The organism is Streptosporangium oxazolinicum (assembly GCF_039537505.1).
GTDB classification, from domain to species: Bacteria; Actinomycetota; Actinomycetes; order Streptosporangiales; family Streptosporangiaceae; genus Streptosporangium; species Streptosporangium oxazolinicum.
In genome coordinates, this window is sequence record NZ_BAABAQ010000009.1 from 300,877 (window position 1) to 322,000 (window position 21,124).

Annotated in this window: 8 protein-coding genes; 6 read left to right on the forward strand and 2 right to left on the reverse strand. The window is 72.4% G+C overall.

The annotated features are described in order from the left end of the window. Positions 1-99 precede the first annotated feature (99 nt). The 3 genes from ABD817_RS24325 to ABD817_RS24335 all read left to right on the forward strand — a co-directional run bounded on the left by ABD817_RS24325 (position 100) and on the right by ABD817_RS24335 (position 14,808). Entirely contained in the window at positions 100-12,333 is a 12,234-nt protein-coding gene (locus ABD817_RS24325; protein WP_344920414.1) for an amino acid adenylation domain-containing protein, read from the forward strand. Between the two features lie 92 nt (positions 12,334-12,425). Then, the gene (locus ABD817_RS24330; protein ID WP_344920415.1) at positions 12,426-13,457 is read left to right on the forward strand and encodes an iron-siderophore ABC transporter substrate-binding protein; all 1,032 of its coding nucleotides are present in this window, start codon (positions 12,426-12,428) and stop codon (positions 13,455-13,457) included. Between the two features lie 76 nt (positions 13,458-13,533). Next, a complete protein-coding gene (locus ABD817_RS24335; RefSeq protein WP_344920417.1) occupies positions 13,534-14,808 on the forward strand; it encodes a lysine N(6)-hydroxylase/L-ornithine N(5)-oxygenase family protein in 1,275 nt (424 codons plus the stop codon). Between the two features lie 284 nt (positions 14,809-15,092). Here the strand turns inward: ABD817_RS24335 and ABD817_RS24340 are convergent, their stop codons facing one another. Both ABD817_RS24340 and ABD817_RS24345 read right to left on the reverse strand, forming a co-directional pair. Beyond that, positions 15,093-16,181 carry a right-handed parallel beta-helix repeat-containing protein gene (locus ABD817_RS24340; RefSeq protein WP_344920418.1) on the reverse strand — a complete coding sequence of 363 codons (1,089 nt, stop codon included), beginning with the start codon at positions 16,179-16,181 and terminating at the stop codon, positions 15,093-15,095. Positions 16,182-16,330: 149 nt separating this feature from the next. Beyond that, positions 16,331-17,716, reverse strand: a complete 1,386-nt coding sequence (locus tag ABD817_RS24345; protein ID WP_344920419.1) for a sensor histidine kinase — start codon at positions 17,714-17,716, stop codon at positions 16,331-16,333. Positions 17,717-18,073: 357 nt separating this feature from the next. On the opposite strand from ABD817_RS24345, the gene ABD817_RS24350 reads away from it, so the two are divergent. The 3 genes from ABD817_RS24350 to ABD817_RS24360 all read left to right on the forward strand — a co-directional run bounded on the left by ABD817_RS24350 (position 18,074) and on the right by ABD817_RS24360 (position 21,085). After that, entirely contained in the window at positions 18,074-18,718 is a 645-nt protein-coding gene (locus ABD817_RS24350) for a TetR/AcrR family transcriptional regulator (protein ID WP_344920420.1), read from the forward strand. Positions 18,719-18,953: 235 nt separating this feature from the next. Next, positions 18,954-20,111 (forward strand): alkaline phosphatase PhoX, encoded by a 1,158-nt coding sequence (locus tag ABD817_RS24355; protein ID WP_344920421.1) that lies wholly within the window; start codon positions 18,954-18,956, stop codon positions 20,109-20,111. An 83-nt stretch (positions 20,112-20,194) separates the two neighbouring features. Further along, on the forward strand, positions 20,195-21,085 hold the full coding sequence (locus tag ABD817_RS24360) for a sulfotransferase family protein (protein ID WP_344920422.1): 891 nt from the start codon (positions 20,195-20,197) through the stop codon (positions 21,083-21,085). The last annotated feature ends 39 nt before the right edge of the window (positions 21,086-21,124 follow it).

Genomic DNA, 21,124 nt, shown 5'->3' on the forward strand with positions numbered 1-21,124 from the left:
TTAGGTAAGGCTAACCTTGTGTCGATTTAAGAGGCAAGGCTAACCTAAGTCTTGATCAGGACAGAGTGCCCCAACCCCGGCCCAAAGGAAGAGTTGAGCGTGCGGGAACAGCAGCAGGACGTTGCACGACGGCGCGAACTGATGCGGCGGATGATGGCCGAGGCGGGGCTCGGCCTCGACAAGGACCGCATCACCCCACGCCGCTCCGGTGGACCCGCCCCGCTGTCCTACGCGCAGCAGAGCATGTGGCTGCACCACCGGACGTTCCCCGCGAGCCCCGCCTACAACGTGTGCCTGCTGGTACGCATGTCGGGCGCGCTCGACACCGAGGCGCTCCGCGAGGCGTTGCGCGCCCTCCTGCGCAGGCACGCGGTGCTGCGTACCCTCTACGACGAGAACGACGACGGGACACCGTTCCAGCACGTCGTCGCCGACGACTCCCTCGACCTGCCGGTGCGCGACCACGCCGAGGACGACGCCGAGGCGTACGCCGAACGGCTCGCGGCGCTCCCCTTCGACCTGCGCGCCGACCGGCCGATCCGGCTCGAACTGCTCCGGCTCGGCACCGAGGAGTACGCCCTGGTCCTGGTCGTGCACCACATCGCCTGGGACGGCATGACCTGGGGGTCGCTGTCGCGCGACCTGTCGGCCCTGTACCGCGCCGCCGTCTCCGGGGAGCCGCACGGCCTGCCCACGCTGACCGTCCACTATCCCGACTTCGCCGCCTGGGAGCAGGACCGCCCGCACCCGGCGGAGGAGATGGACTACTGGCGGCGGCGCCTCGACCCGCCGCCCGCCCCCCTCGACCTGCCCGCCGACCGCCCGCGCGGCGCGACCGCGTCCGAGCGCGGCGGGCGCCGGGCCCGCCGCTTCGACGACGCCGTCACCGCCGGGATGCGGGAGCTGGCCGCGCGGGAGAACCTCACCCCGTACATGGTGATGCTCGCCGCCCACGCCGTGCTCCTGCACCGCTACACCGGCGCGACCGACATCGCGATCGGCTCGGCCGTGATGAACCGCGAGCACACCGAGATCGAGCGGCTGGCCGGGAACTTCGGCAACACCCTCGTGCTGCGTACCGACCTGTCCGGCGCCCCCACCTTCCGCGAGGTCCTGCGCCGGGTCCGCGACACCTGCACCGAGGGGTTCGCGAACCGGACCCTGCCCTACGACAGGATCGTGCAGGAGCTGCGGCCCGCCCGCAGGCGCGGCGGCTCGCCGTTCTTCGACACCATGCTGCTGTTCCTCGCCCAGGAGATCGGCGAGCTGGACCTGCCCGGCGTCACCACGGGCTGGACGCACATCCACAACGGCACCACCCACTTCGACCTGTCGCTGGAGGCGTTCGTCCGGTCCCAGGGGATGACCGTCGAGGCCACCTTCCGGCGCGAGCTGTTCGACGACGAGCGCGTCGACGCCCTCCTCGCCCACCTGGAGACGCTGCTCGGCGACGCGGTGAGCCGTCCCGACCTGCGGATCGCCGACCTGGAGCTGCTCGGCGCGGCCGAGTCCGCCCTGCTGGCGGGGTGGAACGACACCGCGACCCCCGTCCCGGACACGACGGTGACCTCCCTGTTCGAGGAGCAGGTCGCCCGCACCCCCGGCGCGGTCGCCGTCGAGGGCGCCGGCGGGGCCACGCTCACCTACGCGGAGCTGGACCTGCGGGCCTCCGCCCTCGCCCGGCTGCTGCGCGAGCGCGGCGCCGGACCCGGCCGGGTCGTCGCGCTCGCCCTGCCCCGCACCCCCGACCTGGTGGTCGCGCTGCTCGCCGTGCTGAAGTCGGGCGCCGCCTACCTGCCGCTGGACCTGGACCACCCGGCCGACCGGCTCGCCTACATGATCCGGGACGCGGCCCCGCTCTGCGCGATCGCGACCCCGGAGACCGCCGCCCTCCTCCCGCCGGGGACCGAGACGCTGACCCCGGGCGACGCCTCCCCCGGCACGAAGGAGCCGTCGCATCCGGTCCGGGGCGGCGACCTGGCGTACGTCATCTACACCTCGGGCTCCACCGGACGGCCCAAGGGCGTGGCCATCCCGCACTCCGCGCTCACCGCCTTCCTCGCCACCATGGGGGAGCGCCTCGCCCTGGACGCCGCCGACCGGCTGGTCGCGGTGACCACGATCGCCTTCGACATCGCCGCGCTGGAGCTGTACGTGCCGCTGATCAGCGGCGCCACCGTCGTGCTCGCCGGACGCGAGACCGTGCGCGACCCCGCCGCGCTGGGCGCGCTGCTCGCCGGGGCGACCGTCGTCCAGGGCACCCCGTCGCTGCTGGGCTCGCTGGACCCGGCCGCGCTGCGCGGCCTGCGGGTGCTCGTCGGCGGCGAGGCGCTCCCGTCCGCGCTCGCCGCGACCCTGCACGCGGTGGCGGCGTCGGCCGTGAACGTGTACGGGCCGACCGAGGCGACGATCTGGGCGACCTCCGCCGAACTGCCGTCGTCCGGGATCGGCACGCCGTTCCCCAACACCCGCGCGTACGTCCTGGACGCCGCGCTGCGCCCCGCCCCGGTCGGCGTCCCCGGCGAGCTCTACCTCGCCGGGACGCAGCTGGCCCGAGGCTACGCGGGCAGGCCGGGCCTGACCGCGGAACGCTTCGTCGCCGACCCCCTCGGCCCGCCCGGCGAGCGCATGTACCGCACCGGCGACCTGGCCCGGTGGGGCCGTGACGGGACGCTGGAGTACCTGGGACGCACCGACGACCAGGTGAAGATCCGAGGGTTCCGCATCGAGCCCGCCGAGGTGCAGGCCGTGCTCGCCGCCTGCCCCGGCGTCGCCCAGGCCGCCGTCGTGGTCCGCGAGGACACACCGGGCGAGAAGCGGCTCGTCGCGTACGTCGTGCCGGACGGCGACCTCGACGACGCGGACCTGCGGGCGGCGGCGGCCGAGGCGCTGCCCGAGTACATGCTTCCCGCCGCGACGGTCCGCCTTGAGGCGCTGCCGCGCACCGTCAACGGCAAACTCGACCGGGCCGCGCTGCCCGCGCCCGAGGTGCGGGTGTCGAGCCGGGGGCCCCGCGACGACCGCGAGGCGACGCTGTGCGCGGTCTTCGCCGAGAACCTCGGCCTGGACGCGGTGGGCATCGACGACGACTTCTTCGCCCTGGGCGGCCACTCCCTGCTCGCCACCCGCCTCGCCGGACGGGTGCGCGCCGCGCTCGACGCGGAGCTCACCATCGCCGACGTCTTCGAGGCGCCCACGGTCGCCACGCTGGCGCCCCGGCTGGTGCGGGGCGCCCGGCCGAGGGTCCGCGACGTGACCCGGCCCGGGATCGTCCCCGCCTCGCCCGCCCAGCGCGGCTTCTGGTTCGAGGAACGCCTGCGCGGCCCCTCGGCCGCCGACGCGCTGCCGCTCGGCCTGCGCCTGTACGGGCCGGTCGACGTCGACGCGCTGTGCGCCGCGTTCGCCGACGTCGTCGCCCGGCACGAGGCGCTGCGCACCCTGCTGGAGGAGGGCCCCGACGGGCTGCCGGTCCAGCGCGTCCTCGACACCGGCGAGGCCGCCTTCGACGTGGTGGACGCGCGCGGCTGGTCCGAGGAGCGGCTGCGCGCGGCCGAGACGAGGGCCGCCTCGCACGTCTTCGACCTCGGGACCGACCTGCCCATCCGGGCGACCCTGCTGCGGGTCTCCGCCGAGGAGTCCGTGCTCGTCGTGCTCCAGCACCACGCCGCCGCCGACGAGTGGTCGTTCACCCCGCTGCTCGCCGACCTGTCGCGCGCCTACACCGCCCGCGCCTCGGGCACCGCGCCGGACTGGGCGCCGCTGCCCGTGCAGTACGCCGACTACGCCGTCTGGCGGAGCGAGTCCCCGGCCCCCACCGGCCAGCTCGACTTCTGGGAGCGCACGCTGCGCGGGCTGCCCGAGGAGAGCGCGCCGCCGCCCGACCGGCCCCGCCCCGCCGAGGCGAGCCACCGGGGCGGGCTCGCGCCGTTCCGGCTGCCGCTGGCCGGGGCGCGACGGCTCGCCCTGGAGACCGGCACCAGCGTCTTCATGGTCCTGCACGCCGCCGTGGCCGCGCTCCTGCACCGGGCCGGTGCGGGCGACGACGTGGCACTCGGCTCGCCCATCGCGGGCCGCGCCGACGAGGACCTCGCGGACCTGGTCGGCGTGTTCGTCAACCTCGTCGTGCTGCGCACCGACCTGACCGGCGACCCGACCTTCACCGAGCTCCTGGAGCGGGTCCGCCGCACCGACCTGGCCGCCTTCTCCAACGCGGACGTGCCGTTCGAGCAGGTCGTGGAGCGGCTCGCCCCCGAACGCTCGCTCGCCCGCAGCCCGCTGTTCCAGGTGATGATCGTCCACCAGCGGCTGGAGGACGTGCGGCTGCGGCTGCCCGGCGTGCGCGCCGAACCGTTCCTGCCCGAGACCGGCGGCGTCAAGTTCGACCTGGACATCTACTTCGCCGAGGGCGAGGAGCTGATCGAGGGGTTCGTCGCCTACGCCACCGACTTCTTCGACGCCGAGACCGTCACCGGCATGCTCACCGAACTCGGCGAGCTGCTCGACCAGGCGACCGAGGACCCGGCGCGGCGCCTGTCGTCGCTCGGTACCCCGCCCGCGCGCCCCGACACCGCCCGCGAGTTCGCCCCGCTCACCGTCGCCCAGCGGTTCGAGGCGCAGGTGGCGCGCACCCCGCACGCCACGGCCGTCGTCTCCGGTGGCGTCCCCGGCGACGGTGGCGGGCTCACGCTCAGCTACGCCGAGCTGGACGAGCGCGCCGAGGCCCTCGCCGACCGGCTCGCCGCAGTGGGGGTGGGTCCCGAGGAGGTCGTCGCGATCGCGCTGCCCCGATCGGCCGAGTTCGTCGTCGCCCTGCTCGCCGTGCTCAAGACCGGCGCGGCCTATCTGCCGATCGACACGACCTACCCGCGCTCCAGGATCGACCTGATGCTCGACACCGTCAGGCCGCTGCTGGTCCTCGGCGCCGACGAGCCGCTCGCGGACGCCCCGCCCCGCGCCGGGGTCACCGTCCACCCCGGCCACCCCGCGTACGTGATCTTCACCTCGGGGTCCACCGGGACCCCGAAGGCCGTCGTCGGCACCCAGCGGGCGCTGGCCAACCGGCTCGCCTGGGGCGCGGACCTCGCCCCCACCGGCGTACGGGTCGCCAAGAGCTCACCGGCCTTCATCGACGGCAGCACCGAGCTGCTCGGCGGCCTCGTCGCCGGTGACACCGTCGTCGTCGCGGACGACGACACCGCCACCGACGCGCTCGCCCTGGCCGAGCTGATCCACCGTCACGGGGTGAACCTGGTGACGGTCGTGCCAAGCCTGCTGGCCGCGCTCATGGAGACCGGGGAACAGGCCGGGGAGGCCGGAGAGCCCGGGGGCCTCGGCTCGGTGACCACGTGGGTGAGCAGCGGCGAGGCCCTGCCCGCCGCCCTGGCCGAGCGGGTCCCCGCCCGGCTCGTCAACCTGTACGGCTGCTCGGAGGCGGCCGGGGACAGCCTGATCGCCGAGGGCGCCGGAGGGCTGGTCCCGATCGCCAACACCGTGGCGTACGTCCTGGACGCCGGGCTCCGCGAGGTCCCGGTCGGCGAGCTCTACCTCGCCGGGGACGGCCTGGCGCGCGGGTATCTCGGCGACCCGGCCCGCACCGCGGAGCGGTTCGTGGCCAGCCCCTTCGGCCCGCCGGGATCGCGGCTCTACCGCACCGGCGACCGGGTGCGCCGCCGCCGCGACGGCACCCTGGAGTTCCTGGGCCGGGCCGACGACCAGATCAAGATCCGCGGCTTCCGCATCGAGCCGGGGGAGGTGGAGGCGGTGCTCGCCGCGCAGCCCGGCGTGCGTCAGGCGGCCGTGGCGGCCCGCTCGGGGCCGCGCCTCGTCGGCTACGTCGTGGGCGACCCGGGCCTCGACTTCGACGTGCTGCGGGTCCGGCTCGGGGAGATCCTGCCGGACCACCTCGTCCCCTCGGTGCTCGTCGGTCTCGACCGGCTGCCGCGCACTCCCAACGGCAAGCTCGACCGCCGCGCGCTGCCCGAGCCCGCCGTCCGCGAGGGCAGGGCGCCGCGAGCCGGCGCCGAGACCGCCCTCGCCGGGCTCGTCGCCGAGATCCTCGGGCGCGACGGCGTCAACGCCGACGACGACTTCTTCCGCACCGGCGGCGACAGCATCAGCGCGGCCCTGCTCGTGGGACGCGCCCGCCGCGCGGGCCTGCCCTTCACCGTCCGCGACGTCTTCCGGCTGCGTACGGTCGAGGCCCTGGCCAGGGTCGCGGCCATCTCCGACGGCGCGCCCGCGCGAGGTGGTGTGCCCGCGCAGAGCGGTACGCCCGCGCGAGGTGACACGCCTGCGCGAGGCGACGTGCCCGCCGGGGACGTGACGGTCCCGTCCGGGACGGACGCGACGGCCCCGTCCGATGACGCGCCGGTTCTCTCCGGTGAGGTCGTGGCGGGCGGGCCGGTGGGGGAGCGGGCCGAGCTGCCGCTGTCGCCGCTGCAGGAAGGGCTGCTCTTCCACCTGATGCTCGCCGGTGAGGACCGCGACATCTACGTCCAGCAGGCCGTGGTGACCCTGTCCGGGCCCGTCGAGGCCGACCGGCTGGCCGGGGCCGCGCGCGAGGTGCTGCTGAAGTTCCCCAATCTGCGGGCCGGGTTCCGCACCGACGGCGGCCGTACCGCGCAGTTCGTCCCCGAACACTTCGAGGTCGACTGGACCTACGCCGAGACCGGCGACCCGGAGGCGCTGGAGGCGTTCGTCGAGGCCCAGCGCGCCCGGCCGTTCGTCCCCGACGAGCCGCCGCTGATCCGCTTCGCGCTGGCCAGGGTGGGCGAGGACGACTTCCGGCTGGTGCTCACCTCCGAGCTGATCCTGCTGGACGGCTGGTCGGGCGGCCTGCTCGTCACCTCGCTGCTGGAGTTCTACACCGACGCGCGCACCGAGCGCGCCCGGCCCGCGGTCCCCTTCCACGCCTACCTCGACTGGGTGAACGGGCAGGACCGGCAGGCCACGATCAAGACGTGGGGCCGCAGCCTGGAGGGGCTCGACGAGCCGACCCTGCTCAGGCCGGAGCTGGCCGGCCGCCCCGCCGACCTCGCCACCGCGGGGGAGATCCACCGCGCGCTGCCCGGGGACCTCGCCGCCCGGCTCGGCGCCCTCGCCCGCGAGTCCGGCCTCACCCTCGGCACCCTGTACGAGAGCGCCTGGGGGCTGCTGCTGGCCGGTCTCACCGGCCGCGACGACGTGGTCTTCGGCGTCTCGGTCTCCGGCCGCCACCCCGACGTCGACGGCGTCGAGTCCGTCGTCGGCCTGCTGTTCAACACCGTCCCCGTCCGGGTGCGCGCCTCGGCGGCCGACCCGTTGCGTACCGTCCTGGAGCGGGTGCAGACGTTCCAGTCGGAGCTGTTCGACCACTCCTACGTCGCGCTCGCCGACGTGCAGCGGGTGACGGGCCTCGGGACCCTCTTCGACACCCTCTTCGTGTTCCAGAACTTCCCCGGCATGCCCACCGGGCGCGGTTTCGGCCCCGGCGGCGACGTGCGGGTGACCGGCCGCCAGGTGCGCGACGCCACTCACTACCCGGTCACCATGGTCGTCGAGCCCGGCGCGGGCCTGCGCGTCATGTACCGGGGCGACGCCTTCACCGAGGCCGAGGCCGGACGGCTCACCGACCGGTACGTGCGCGTCCTGGAGACCCTCGCCACCGCGCCCGAGACCCCCTGCCACCGGCTCGACCTGCTCCTGCCCGACGAGCACGACCGGCTGCGCCGTGACTGGGCCGAGGCCGAGCGGTTCGTCCCCGGCCTCACCATCGCCGAACTGCTCGCCGAGCAGGCCGCGCGCACCCCGGACGAGCTCGCCCTGGTCTCCCAGCCGGACACGCGGCTCACCTACGCCGAGCTGGACGCCGCCGTCAACCGCCTGGCCCGGCTGCTGAAGGCGCACGGGGCCGGTCCCGAACGCGTGGTCGCCCTCGCCCTGCCCCGCTCCGCGGAGATGGTCGTCGCGCTGTTCGCGGTGCTCAAGACGGGTGCCGCCTACCTTCCCCTGGAACTGGACTACCCGGCCGACCGGCTCGACTTCATGCTGGCCGACGCCGCCCCCGTCTGCCTGGTCTCGCACCGCGACATCGCCGCCGGGCTGGCGATGCCCGGCTCCTCGATCCCGCTCGACGACCCCGCCGTGCGGGAGACGCTGGCGGGCCTGCCCGGCACCGAGCTGACCGCGGAGGAGCTGCCCGGCTTCGGCAGGGACGTGCCGGGACGGCTGGAGCACCCGGCGTACGTGATCTACACCTCCGGGTCCACCGGGCGTCCCAAGGGCGTGGTCACCCCCTACCGGGGTCTGACCAACATGCAGTTCAACCACCGGGCCAACATCTTCGACCCGGTGGTGGCCTCCGCGGGGCGGCGGCTGCGGATCGCGCACACCGTGTCGTTCTCCTTCGACATGTCGTGGGAGGAGCTGCTCTGGCTCATCGAGGGCCACGAGGTGCACGTCTGCGACGAGGAACTGCGGCGCGACGCCGAGGCGCTCACCGAGTACCTGCGGCGCCACCGGATCGACGTCGTCAACGTGACGCCGACCTACGCGCAGCAGCTCCTGGAGGAGGGCCTGCTCGACGGCGAGCACCGCCCCCCGCTCGTGCTGCTGGGCGGCGAGGCCGTCCCGGCCGCCGTGTGGGACCGGCTCGCGGCGGCCGAGGGGGTGCTCGGCTACAACCTCTACGGCCCGACCGAATACACCATCAACACGCTGGGCGGCGGCACCGAGGACAGCGCCACGCCCACGGTCGGCAAGCCGATCTGGAACACCCGGGGCTACGTGCTCGACGGCTGGCTGCGCCCGGTCCCGCCCGGCGCGCCGGGGGAGCTCTACATCGCCGGAGCCGGTCTGGCCCGGGGCTACCTCGACCGGCCGGGCCTGACCGCCGAGCGTTTCGTCGCCGACCCGTTCGGCGGCGGCCGGATGTACCGCACCGGCGACCTCGTACGGGTGCGCCAGGACGGCAACATCGACTTCCTCGGCCGTACCGACGAGCAGGTGAAGATCCGCGGCTACCGGGTCGAGCTGGAGGAGGTCGAGACCGCGCTGGCCGCCGAGCCCGGGGTCGGGCAGGCCGCCGTCGTCGCCGTCGGCACCGAGGTGCCCGGGGTGAGGCGCCTCATCGGCTACGTGGTGCCCGACGGCGCCGCCCGGCCCGACGCCGAGCGCGAGCACCTGGCCGAGTGGCGGCAGGTCTACGACGCCGAGTACACCGAGATCGGCACGGCCGTCCACACCGAGGACTTCGCGGGCTGGGACAGCAGCTACGACGGGACGCCCATCCCGCTGGAGCACATGCGCGAGTGGCGCGACACGACCGTGGCCCGTATCGAGGACCTCAAGCCCCGGCGGGTGCTGGAGATCGGTGTCGGCACCGGCCTGCTGCTGTCGCGGCTCGCCCCCGGACGCGAGGAGTACCGGGGCACCGACTTCGCGGCCCCCGTCATCGCCAAGCTCGAAGCCGACCTCGGCCCCGGCTCGCCGGTGCGCCTGAGCTGCCAGGCCGCGCACGACACCACCGGCCTGCCCGAGGGCCACTTCGACACGATCGTCGTCAACTCCGTGGTCCAGTACTTCCCGAGCGCCGGATACCTCGCCGACGTGATCACCGCCGCGATGGACCTGCTCGCCCCCGGCGGCGCGCTGTTCGTCGGCGACGTGCGCGACCTGCGGTCGGTGCGCTGCCTGCACGCGGCGATCCAGCTCGGCAGGGGCGGGGACGGCGGTGGTGACGGCACCGGTACGGCGGCGGTCGACCGGGCCGTGCGGATGGAGAAGGAACTCCTCCTCGACCCCGAGTTCTTCGCCTCCCTCGGCGTGGCCGCGCGGGTGGAGGTCCGTACCAAGCGGGGCGTCCACCACAACGAGCTCAGCAGGCACCGCTACGACGTGACCCTCTGGAAGGCACCCGCCGTACAGCCCGCCGGGACCACGGTCGTGGACTGGGCCGGGCTGGAGGACCTGGCGGCCCGGCTGTCCGGGAACGCCGGGCCGCTGCGGGTGCGCGCCATCCCCGACCCCAGGCTGTCGGCCGAGCTCGCCGCGCTGCGCGCGCTGGAGGGCGGCGCCTCCCACCGGGAGGCGCGCGAGGCGCTGCGGGCACCGGCTCAGGGGGTCGAGCCCGAGCTGCTCTACGCGCTCGACCCCGGCGTGGTGACCACCCCCTCGGACGAGATCGGCCACTACGACGCCGTCTTCGGCGGAGGGGCCGCCTTCCTCCCGGCGGACCCGGACCGCAGGCCCGCGTCGTACGCGAACAACCCGGCCGCGGCCCGCGACCACGGGGCGCTCGCCGCGCGGGTGCGCGAGGGGCTGAAGAAGCGGCTGCCCGGCTACATGGTGCCGAGCGCGATCGTCACGCTGGACGCGCTGCCGCTCACCGTCAACGGCAAGCTGGACCGGCGGGCACTGCCCGCCCCCGACCGGCAGGGCCCGCGCGGGTCGGGGCGCGCGGCCAGGACCGCCGTGGAACACCTGCTGTGCACCCTGTTCGGCGAGGTGCTCGACGTCTCGGGCGTCGGCGTCGACGACAACTTCTTCGACCTGGGCGGGCACTCGCTGCTCGCGACCCGGCTGGTCGGCAGGGTCCGCGCGGTGCTGCGCACCGAGCTCGCGATCCGCGACCTGTTCGAGGCGCCGAACGTCGCGGAGCTGGCCACCCGGCTGCACGACCGCGCCGGTGTCGCGCTCAGGCCACCGCTGGTGGCCGGGGAACGGCCCGAGCGCGTCCCGCTGTCGTACGCGCAGCGCAGGCTCTGGTTGCTCGACCAGATCCTGCGCGAGGACGACGGCCCCCGCGAGGCGTACCACCTGCCGCTCGCCGTGCACCTGAGCGGCGCGCTGGACGTGGACGCGCTGCGGGCCGCGATCGGCGACGTGACGGCCAGGCACGAGAGCCTGCGTACCGTCTTCGCCGAGCACGAGGGCGTGCCCTACCAGCGGATCCTGTCGCCCGAGGAGGCGCGCCCGGTCCTGGAGGTCACCACCCGCTCGCCCGAGGAGGTGATCGCGCGGCCGTTCGACCTCGCCACCCAGATCCCGCTGCGGGTCGCGCTCATCCCGGAGGGGGAGGACGAGCACCTGCTGCTCGCCGTGTTCCACCACATCGCGTTCGACGAGTGGTCCTTCGGGCCGTTCGCCAGGGACGTGGCGCGCGCCTACGCCGCGCGGCTGGACGGGACGGCGCCGGGCGAGGGGCCGGACGGGGAGCCGGGCGCGGTGTCCGGCGGGGCGCCGGGGTGGAGGCCGCCCGCGGTGCAGTACGCCGACTACACGCTCTGGCAGCGCGAGCTGCTCGGCGACCCCCTCGACCCGGGCAGCCCGCACGCCCGCCAGCTCGCCTACTGGGCCAAGGCATTGTCGGGCATGCCGGAGGAGATCCCGCTGCCGGTGGACCGGCCCAGGCCCGCCACCGTCGGCCAGCGCGGCGGCACCACGACCAGGGAGCTGCCGGGCCCGCTGGTCGGGCGGCTCCGCGAGCTGGCGCGCGGCGCCCAGGCCAGCATGTTCATGGTCTGTCAGAGCGCGGTCGCCGCGCTGCTGCACCGCACGGGCGCGGGGGAGGACATCCCGCTGGGCAGCCCCGTCGCGGGCCGTACCGACGAGGCGGCCGGTGACCTGGTCGGCTTCTTCGTCAACACGCTCGTGCTGCGCGCCGACACCTCGGGGGACCCCTCCTTCGCCGAGTTGCTCGCCCGGGTCCGCGACACCGACCTGGCCGGTCTCGCCAACCAGGACCTGCCGTTCGAGGCGCTCGTCGAGGCGCTGCGGCCGTCCCGGGTGCCCGGCCGCAACCCGCTGTTCCAGGTGATGGTCGGCTACGAGAACCAGGCCATGGGCGATGTGCGCTTCCCCGGGCTGCGGCAGCGGGAGGCGCTCTTCAGCCCGCCCGCGGCGAAGTTCGACCTCGACTTCATCTTCCGGGAGCGGGGGGAGGAGCTCCACCTGATCGTCGACTACTCGGCCGACCTGTTCGACCCGGCCACGATCGACACGATGATCGGGGCGCTCGTCGGCGTGCTGGAGACCGTCGCGGCCGACCCGGAGGCGTGCCTGAGCGACCTGCCCGCCACGCTCACCGCCCGTACGGTCACCGGAACCGGACGCGGCGACGGCGGTGCGACCAGGCGCGACGACGACCGCGAGGCGATGCTGTGCCGGGCGTTCGCCGAGGTCCTGGAGGTGGACGCGGTCGGCCCGCACGACAACTTCTTCGACCTGGGCGGACACTCGCTGCTCGTCATGCAACTGGTGCGCCGCATCCGGCGGGAACCGGGCTGCGCCGGGGTGAAGGTCGCGACCCTCATGACAGCCCAAACCGTTGCGGAACTCGTTAATCGCCTGGAATGAGGCGCTTCACACGACCGCCAAAGATTGTTAGGTTAGGTGAGCCTAACCTAAAAGTTGACGCCCTCATGGGCTTTGGAAGGACATCCATCCTCATGCGCGACACGATGCGCCGCCTGGCCGCGACCGGAACGTTGCTGCTGGGCCTCGGTCTGGTGGGCGCGTGCGCCGGTGAGAGCGGCGGAGCCGAACAGCCCGCCGCGAACGCTCCCGCGACCCAGGCCGCCTCCGGATTCCCGGTCACCATCACGCACAAGCTCGGCACCACCACGATCGAATCCGCGCCCCAGCGCATCGTCGCCCTCGGCGAGATCGACCAGGACACCCTGCTCGCCCTGGGCGTGCAGCCGGTCGCGATGGCGGAGCTGACCGGGATCCAGGACGACGGGCTCACCCCCTGGACCGCCCCCAAGATCTCCGGGACCAAGCCGACGCTGCTGAAAGCCGGAGAGGCGGGCTTCTCGCTGGAGCAGATCGCCGCGCTCAAGCCCGACCTGATCCTCGCGGGCGGCGACTACTACATCGACAAGGAGTACGCGAACCTCTCCCAGCTCGCGCCGACCACCGCCTACGAGACCGGCCCCGCCGAGGACTCCTGGCAGGTGGTGGCCCGCCAGGTCGCCAAGGCGGTCGGCAAGGCGGACGAGGGGGAGAAGCTCGTCACCGACGTCGAGGCGAAGATCGCCTCGGTCAAGACCACCCACCCCGAGCTGGACGGCAAGACGTTCGCGCTGACCAGCGTCTTCCCCTCCGGGAACATCGGCGTGATGAAGGCCGACGCCGACATCAGCGTCAAGCTCTTCGGCCAGTTCGGGCTCGTGCTGCCCGAGGAGATCAAGGCGCTTCCCGGCGAGGGCTTCGCGGCCGAGCTGAGCATGGAGAAGGTCAAGGTCCTCGACGTCGACCTGCTGCTCAGCCACTACAACGACGACGCCGCCACCCAGAAGAAGATCGAGGCCAACAAGCTGTTCGCCGGTCTCGACGTCGTCAAGCGCGGCTCGTACGTGCCGCTGGACCTCAAGGCGTTCTGGCCGCTGCGCACGCCGACGCCGCTCGCGGTCCCCTACGTGATCGACCAGATCGTTCCCCAGGTCGCCGAGGCCGCCAAGGCCGTCGGCGCGCCCTGAACCACCCCGTTCCATGCTGCCCCCCGCCGCCGCCCGGCCGCGGGGGGACCATCCCTTCAGTACGTGAGAGGCGAACATGTCGAGCCCGGTCTATGACGTCGTGGGCATCGGTTTCGGCCCTTCCAACCTCGCGCTCGCGGTGGCCCTGGAGGAGGAGTACGGCTCCAGCGTGAACGCGGTCTTCTTCGAGAGGCAACCGAGGTTCGGCTGGCACCGCAACATGCTCATCGAGGGCGCCACGATGCAGGTCCACTTCCTCAAGGACCTGGTCACCCTGCGCAACCCCACCAGCCCCTACTCCTTCCTGTCCTATCTCCAGGAGAAGGGGAGGCTGGTCGACTTCATCAACCACAAGACCATGTTCCCCACCCGCCTGGAGTTCCACGACTACCTGGAGTGGGTCGCGTCCTCCTTCACCGAACTGGTGCGCTACGACTCCGAGGTCGTCGCGGTGCGCCCGCACGACGACGACACCCTCGAAGTCGTCGTGCAGCACGGCGACGAGCTGCACACCTGCCTGACCCGCAACCTCGTGATCGCGGTCGGCCTCGACCCCGTGCTCCCCGACGGCGTACGGCAGGGCGAGCGGATCTGGCACACCGAGGAGCTGCTGTCCCGGCTCGAAACCCTCGGCGAGCGCGAGCCCAGGCGGTTCGTCGTGGTCGGCGCGGGCCAGAGCGCGGCCGAGACCGTCGAGCACCTGCACCGCACCTACCCGGCCGCGGAGGTCTGCGCCGTCTTCACCCGGTACGGCTACTCACCGGCCGACGACAGCCCCTTCGCCAACCGCATCTTCGACCCGGAGGCCGTCGACCACTTCTTCACCGCCCCCGAGGAGGTGAAGCGCATGCTGTTCGCCTACTCCCGCAACACCAACTACTCGGTGGTGGACCTCGACCTCATCGACGAGCTCTACCGGCGCTCCTACGCCGAGAAGGTCGCCGGTGTCCAGCGGCTGCGCATGCTCAACGCCTCCCGGCTGCTCGACGTGCACGACGACGGCGACACCGCCCGCGTCCGGATGTGCTTCCTGCCCACGGGCGAGGTGAGCACGATCGAGGCCGACGCGGTCGTCTGCGCGACCGGCTACCGCGAGCGCAATCCCCTCGACCTGCTCGGCGAGGCGCGCGGGCACTGCCGTACGGGCGAGGCGGGCGAGCTGCTGGTGGAGCGCGACTACCGGATCGCCACCGACCCCGGGCAGACCTGGGGCGTCTACCTGCAGGGCGCCACCGAGGACAGCCACGGGATCGCCTCGTCGCTGCTGTCCATGACCGCCGTCCGCACCGGCGAGATCGTGCGCTCCATCGCCCGGCGCTCGGCGTCGATCCCCCAGGTCGCCGAGATGTGACCGGCGGGCCGTCCGAGGCTCCCGTTCCCGGACGGCCCGCGCCGGTGAAGCCGTGATCTGGTTCGCGCACCCGTCCGCGCGGCACCGGGAAAGGCCGTGCCGGCCGATTCGCGCGTCGGCCTTCCCCGCCCGCGGCAGGGAGCTCCACCGCCTGTGGGCGCTCGCCGACGCCGCGCGGCCCTTGGCGCGCATCGCCTCCTGACGGAGGTCGGCCACGGGCCGCGCGGGCGGGCGAGGTTCGCGGAACCGGTGCGTCACCTCAGCCCGGTGCCGCCGCCGGAGTGTCAGGAACAGCCGCCCTTCTTGGTGAGCTGACCGCCGATGACCTTGTTGTCGCAGGCGATCGTGTTGCCGCCCACGGTGTCGTTGACGCCGACGCCCCTGCCACCGGCGAGATCGATGGTATTCTTGCGGAAGACGTTGCCGGTGCCCCAGCCATCGACGATCTCGTGGGTCTGGAAGCCGTCCTGCGGTGTCTTCTTTCCGGTGTTGCCCTCGATCACGTAGTTGTTGCCCTTGACGTCGACCCAGGAGTCGTTGAGCTTGTCCCCGCCGAGTGCCGACCCGTCGAAGATGTTGCCGACGACGCGGCCCCCGCTGGTGCCTTCCTTGATGTCCACGGCCTCAGCCGTGGCCCTGATCACATTTCCGCGCACCAGGTTGTTGTCGCTCTTGTCCATCTGCCCGCCGGAGTACCGCTTCCAGTTCGACTCCGCCGATCCGAGGTAGACGCCCTCACCGAACTTCGCGCGGCGCAGGCCGGTGTTGTAGATCTTGTTGTACTGCACCGTGTTGCCGGTGCTGAAACTGCGCAGATGGACGGCCTCGTCGCCGATGTCACGCACGGTGAGGCCCTGGATGATCGAGCCGTTGGTCCTGTCCGCCATGACGCCCTTCTGGGCGTTCTGCACGGTGAAGCTCACCAACCGCCAGAAACTCGCCCTGTCGAGGTGGAAGGCGTAGCCCTTCTTGATGCCGCTGCCGTTCAGAACCGACTGGGCGCTGCCGCACAGAAAGATCGGCTTCCCCCGTGTTCCCGACCTCTGGGCGACGAACGCGCCCGTGTAGGTGCCCGGACGCAGCCGGATGACGTCGCCCGGCCGGGCCGACCTGATCGCCCGCTGGAGCTCATCGGCGCTGCCGACGGTCTTGGTCGGCCGTGGGCAGCGCACCGCGCCGGGACCGGTCGGCACGGTCATGGTCGGCGCGGGAGCGGACACGGACGCCAACCTCAGGCCCTTGAGGTCGCTCGCCTCCCCGCCCCCGCCGTTTCCAAGGCCCGTGCCCCCGTTGCCACCGGCCACCGCCCAGAGCCCCGTGGCCATGACCAGCGGGCCCACCAGCCCGGCGGCCAACCTGATACCGATCTTCATAACTCGTCTCCCTTTCCGGGGGGTCGACAGACGATTACTCCACAAAGAGCACAAGACTTTTCTTATTACGAAAAATCTTGAGATGTCGCTTACTGATGATCAAGGGACGACATTACCCGGAAAGCAGGCACTCTTCGGCGATCCGATGTTCAGGAACACGGGATCAGTGGCAGTCGCAGGACGAAGCAAGCGCCCTGGGAAGAGTCCTCGACCCGCAGGGATCCGTGGTGGGCGTGCGCGATGTCGCGGGAGATGGCCAGGCCGAGCCCGCTGCCGCCGGGGTCGCGGCGCTGGGCGTCGGCCAGGCGGGTGAAGCGTTCGAAGACGCGCTCGCGGTCGGCGGCCGCGATACCGGCGCCGTCGTCGCTCACCGACACGACGGCCTGGCCGGACACCGGTTCCACGACCACCTCGACGAGGGTGCGCGCGTGACGGCGCGCGTTGACCAGCAGGTTGTCCAGGACACGGATCAGCTGGATCCGTGAGCCGTGGACCCACACCCCGGGGAGCACCCGGATCCGTACCGGCACGCCAGGAGTCTGCGGCGACGCCTCCTCGGTCACCAGCGCGCCCAGATCGATCGGCTCGAGGACCGCCGGCTGCCCGGAGTGGAGGCGGGCCATCAGCAGCAGGTCGTTGACGATCGTCTCCAGCCGGTCGGTGGTCGCCAGCGCGGTCCGGATGGTCTCCTGCGGATCGACGTCGCCGGGGTAGGTCAGCGCCTCCTCCAGTTGGACACGCAGCCCGGCGAGCGGGGTCCTGAGCTCATGGGAGGTGGTGGAGGTGAACTGGCGCTGCTTGCTCATCGCCTCCTCCAGCATGGTCAGGGTCTGGTTGGCGGTACGGGCCAGCAGGGCGATCTCGTCCCTGCCCGCGGGGGTGGGCAGGCGCAGGCTCAGGTCACCGGCGGTGATGGTGGACAGCTGCCGGCGAATCGCCTCCACCGGGCGCAGTGCCCGGCCCGTCACCGACCACGTCATCCAGGCCGCGAGGAGCGAGAGGAGGAGGGTGGTGCCGACGCCGGCGTACTCCAGGCCGTGGCTGGCCACGACGGTCGGAGCCCTCAGGCCCGCGTAGATGACGGGGGCGTCGGGCGCGGGGGAGATCCGGATGGCCATCAGCAGGACACGCCGGTCCCCGACGTACTCGCTCAGCCGCTGGAACCGGTCGTCCGGCGGGGGGCGGTGCGTGCTCAGCGCGGGCAGGCGGGAGGCCTGCCTGCTGGCGTCCATGACCTCGCCGTTGGAGCCGACCAGCTGGACCAGGTCGACGGGAGCCGCCGCGGGGATCAGGTGAGGCATCCGGCCGGTACGCGCGACCGCGCTCCACTGGCTGGCCACCTGTTCGCCCATCTCGAAGGCATCCCCCTCGACGTGGGCGCGGACACCCAGATCGATGATCGCGCTCATCACGGAGAAGAGGACGACCGCCAGCGTCGCGATGGCCAGGGTGAAGCGGGCCTGGATCGAATGGAGGTCGACACCAAGACCCTCGAACAGGGGACGCCGGACGCACCACCGCAGGGCGGCGATCACCGCTTTCCAAAGTCGTGGGAGCAGTCGGCTCCCGGCCATCACCGGTGTCCGGGGCGCCGCCGACCGGCGGGATCGGCTCCCGCGAGCATCGCGTGGTGGTCTGTCGTGACGGCCGCGCCTGCGGACGTGCCCATTTCCTTACCCCCGTTTTGTCGTGGCGGGGGCTTGGCGATGGCTGAGGGTACGGTGACGAGGTGGGAGTGCGAGGTGTCCACACGGTCGGCTTCGTGCCGAGCGCGTACGGCCCATAACTCCCGTTGACCTCTTCATCACGTGACCCCCCAGCTGGAGAACCCCCGTTTACCAGCTGTTCTGCCAAACTAGAGAACGTTCGTTCTCCCGTCAAGGAGACGTTAAGTGGATCACGAAGCCGTACGGGCCCAGGTGCTGGACGCCGCCGAGAGACTTTTCTACGGCCGCGGCGTCCACGGCGTGGGCATGGACGACATCCGCGACGCCTCGGGGATATCACTCAAACGGCTCTACGGGCTCTTTCCCGCCAAGGAGCATCTCACCGAGGCCTACCTTGAGCGCCGTGTCGCCCGGCTGCGGCAGGAGCTGATCGTCCACGTCGAGGAATACGAGGATCCCGACGACAGGATCCTGGCGATCTTCGACTGGCTGTCGTCGCGGTTCACCGATCCCGCGTACCGGGGGTGTGCGCTGATCAACTCCTACGGCGAACTGGGAGCCACCTCGGACGCCGTCGCCGGTCTGGCCCGGCGGCACAAGGAATGGGTCAGGAAATACCTGCGCGACCTCGTGATCGCCGCCGGCCTGCCCACCGGCCTGGCCGACCAGTTGTGGATCCTCACCGAGGGCGCCATGGTCATCGCCGGGATCTTCGGCGGCCAGGAGGCGGCCACCCAGGCCAGGTCCGCCGCCGCGCTGCTCCTCGACGCCACCAGACAGGCGGCCCGGACACGCGTGGATCATCAGACGGCCGAAACGGCGACCGGAGTCGCCGGGAGCGAGATGACGGTTTCGGAGCAAGGGCACTGAAGCCTGTCCCGATGTGAGGGCGCCGCAGGACGGGTGTGCCGGTTGGCAAAGGATGCCACCGACCTCGCCCGGCTGCCCCACGTCGACGCCGGTCGGCGATCACCATTCCATCTCAATCAGCACATACGGGCCATACGCCGTTAACCGTATTAACTGGCGAGTGTTCACCGGCGCTCCTACCGTTGGGATCGCTCAGGGAAGTGGTTCTGCTGATCCTCGTCTTGGAGGTTCGTCGATGGAACGCCGCACATTCCTTCGTGCCTCGGTGCTCGGTACGAGCACCCTGGCCCTCACCGGAAGTCTCTGGCAGGAGGCCGCCCTCGCGGCCCCGGCCCAGAACGCCCCCGGCCCCTACGGCCCCCTGCTGGCCGCCGACGCCAACGGCATCCAGCTCCCGGCGGGGTTCACCAGCCGGGTGATCGCCCGATCGGGCCAGGTGGTTCCCGGCACCTCCTACACCTGGCACAGCGCCCCCGACGGCGGCGCCTGCTTCGCCGACGGCACCGGCTGGATCTACGTGTCCAACTCGGAGATCAACCCCGGCGGCGGCGCCTCGGCGATCCGCTTCAACTCCTCCGGCAACGTGGTCTCCGCCTCCTCGATCCTGTCGGGCACCCGGCAGAACTGCGCGGGCGGCGCGACGCCGTGGAACACCTGGCTGTCGTGCGAGGAGGTCGACCGAGGCTTCGTCTACGAGACCCGGCCCTTCGGGGGCGCGGCGACACAGCGCCCGGCCATGGGCCGCTTCAAGCACGAGGCGGCGGCGGCCGACCCGGTCCGCAAGGTCATCTATCTCACCGAGGACGAGACCAACGGGCGGTTCTACCGGTTCGTTCCCACCACCTGGGGCGACCTGTCCTCCGGCACGCTGCAGGTACTGCGCGCGGGATCGGCCACGAGCGGCTCGTTCACCTGGGCGAACGTCCCCGATCCAGACGGCTCCCCGACCGCGACCCGCAGCCAGGTCTCCGGATCGAAGTCCTTCAACGGCGGCGAGGGGTGCTACTACGCCAACGACACGGTGTGGTTCACCACCAAGGGCGACAACCGGGTCTGGCAGGTCAACGTCGCCGCCGGCACCTACGAGCTCGCCTACGACGACAGTCTCGTCAGCCCCGGCACCGCCCCGCTGACCGGCGTGGACAACGTCACCGGCTCGACCTTCGGCGACCTCTACGTCGCCGAGGACGGCGGCAACATGGAGATCTGCCTGATCACCGCGAACGACACCGTCTCCTCCTTCCTGCGCGTCGGCGGCCAGGGATCCTCGGAGATCACCGGCCCGGCCTTCAGCCCCGCGGGCAACCGCCTGTACTTCTCCTCCCAGCGCGGCACGTCCGGTTCCTCCTCCGGGGGCATCACCTACTGCGTGACCGGCCCGTTCCGTACCTGATCCGACTTGAGGGTGTGCCGCGCCGTGCGGCGGCGGTCGCACGGCGCGGCACACCCAACCCACAGGTCACGTTCACTTTCCCGATGCCTGGGCTCCCTACGGTGCTGGTCATGGCGTGGAAGACCAGAGTCAACACGGCTCTTGAGGGGATGACGGGCTACAACATCACCCGGGTGCGGCGTAAGGTCACGCCGCCCCCGCCGCCGCCCCCTCCCGCGGACGTTCCCCGGCCACCGGCCGATCCGGAGGTCGACCGGCTGCTGCGCGAACCGGTGTTCGTGCTGTCGCCGGTGCGATCCGGCTCCACCCTGCTGCGCGTCATGCTGAACAGCCACTCCCGGATCCACGCGCCGCACGAGCTGCACGTGCGGCGCCTGGCGGTCACGATGACCACCGACCCGCTGCGCCAGGCGATGGAGGCGCTCGGCGTCTCCACCAGCGACATCGAGCACATCCTGTGGGACCGCATGCTCCACCGCGAGCTGGTCGGGAGCGGCAAGCAGGTCATCGTCGACAAGACGCCCAGCAACGTCTTCGCCCACCGGCGCCTCGCGACCTGCTGGCCCGACGCGCGCTACATCTTCCTGATGCGCCATCCCGCCTCGATCGCCCTGTCCTGGCACGAGGCCGCTCCACTGGAGCGCCCCTGGGCGGAGGCGATCCGGCACACCCTGCAGTACATGCGCTACCTCACCGAGGCCAGGCGGACGCTCGATGGGCTCACCCTGAGGTACGAGGAGATCGTCGCCGACCCCGAGAAGGAGATGCGACGGGTCTGCGCCTACCTCGGGGTCGGCTACGAGCCCGGCATGATCACGTACGGCGACCACGGGCACGGGGAGTTCGTGAAGGGCATCGGGGACTGGCGCGACAAGATCAGAAGCGGCAGGGTCCAGCCGGGCAGGCCGCTGCCCGCCCCGGAGGAGGTCCCGGAGGAACTGCGCGAGATCTGCGTCGAGTGGGGATACCTCTGATCGATCGCCCGCGCCCCCGGAACGGCCTCCCACCTGTAC

What these genes read in the sequence shown, in the direction of transcription:
- ABD817_RS24335 (WP_344920417.1), top strand. Translation starts at nt 13,534, where the DNA reads ATGTCGAGCCCGGTCTATGACGTCGTGGGCATCGGTTTCGGCCCTTCC.
- ABD817_RS24330 (WP_344920415.1), top strand. Translation starts at nt 12,426, where the DNA reads ATGCGCGACACGATGCGCCGCCTGGCCGCGACCGGAACGTTGCTGCTG.
- ABD817_RS24360 (WP_344920422.1), top strand. Translation starts at nt 20,195, where the DNA reads ATGCCTGGGCTCCCTACGGTGCTGGTCATGGCGTGGAAGACCAGAGTC.
- ABD817_RS24355 (WP_344920421.1), top strand. Translation starts at nt 18,954, where the DNA reads ATGGAACGCCGCACATTCCTTCGTGCCTCGGTGCTCGGTACGAGCACC.
- ABD817_RS24340 (WP_344920418.1), bottom strand. Translation starts at nt 16,181, where the DNA reads ATGAAGATCGGTATCAGGTTGGCCGCCGGGCTGGTGGGCCCGCTGGTC.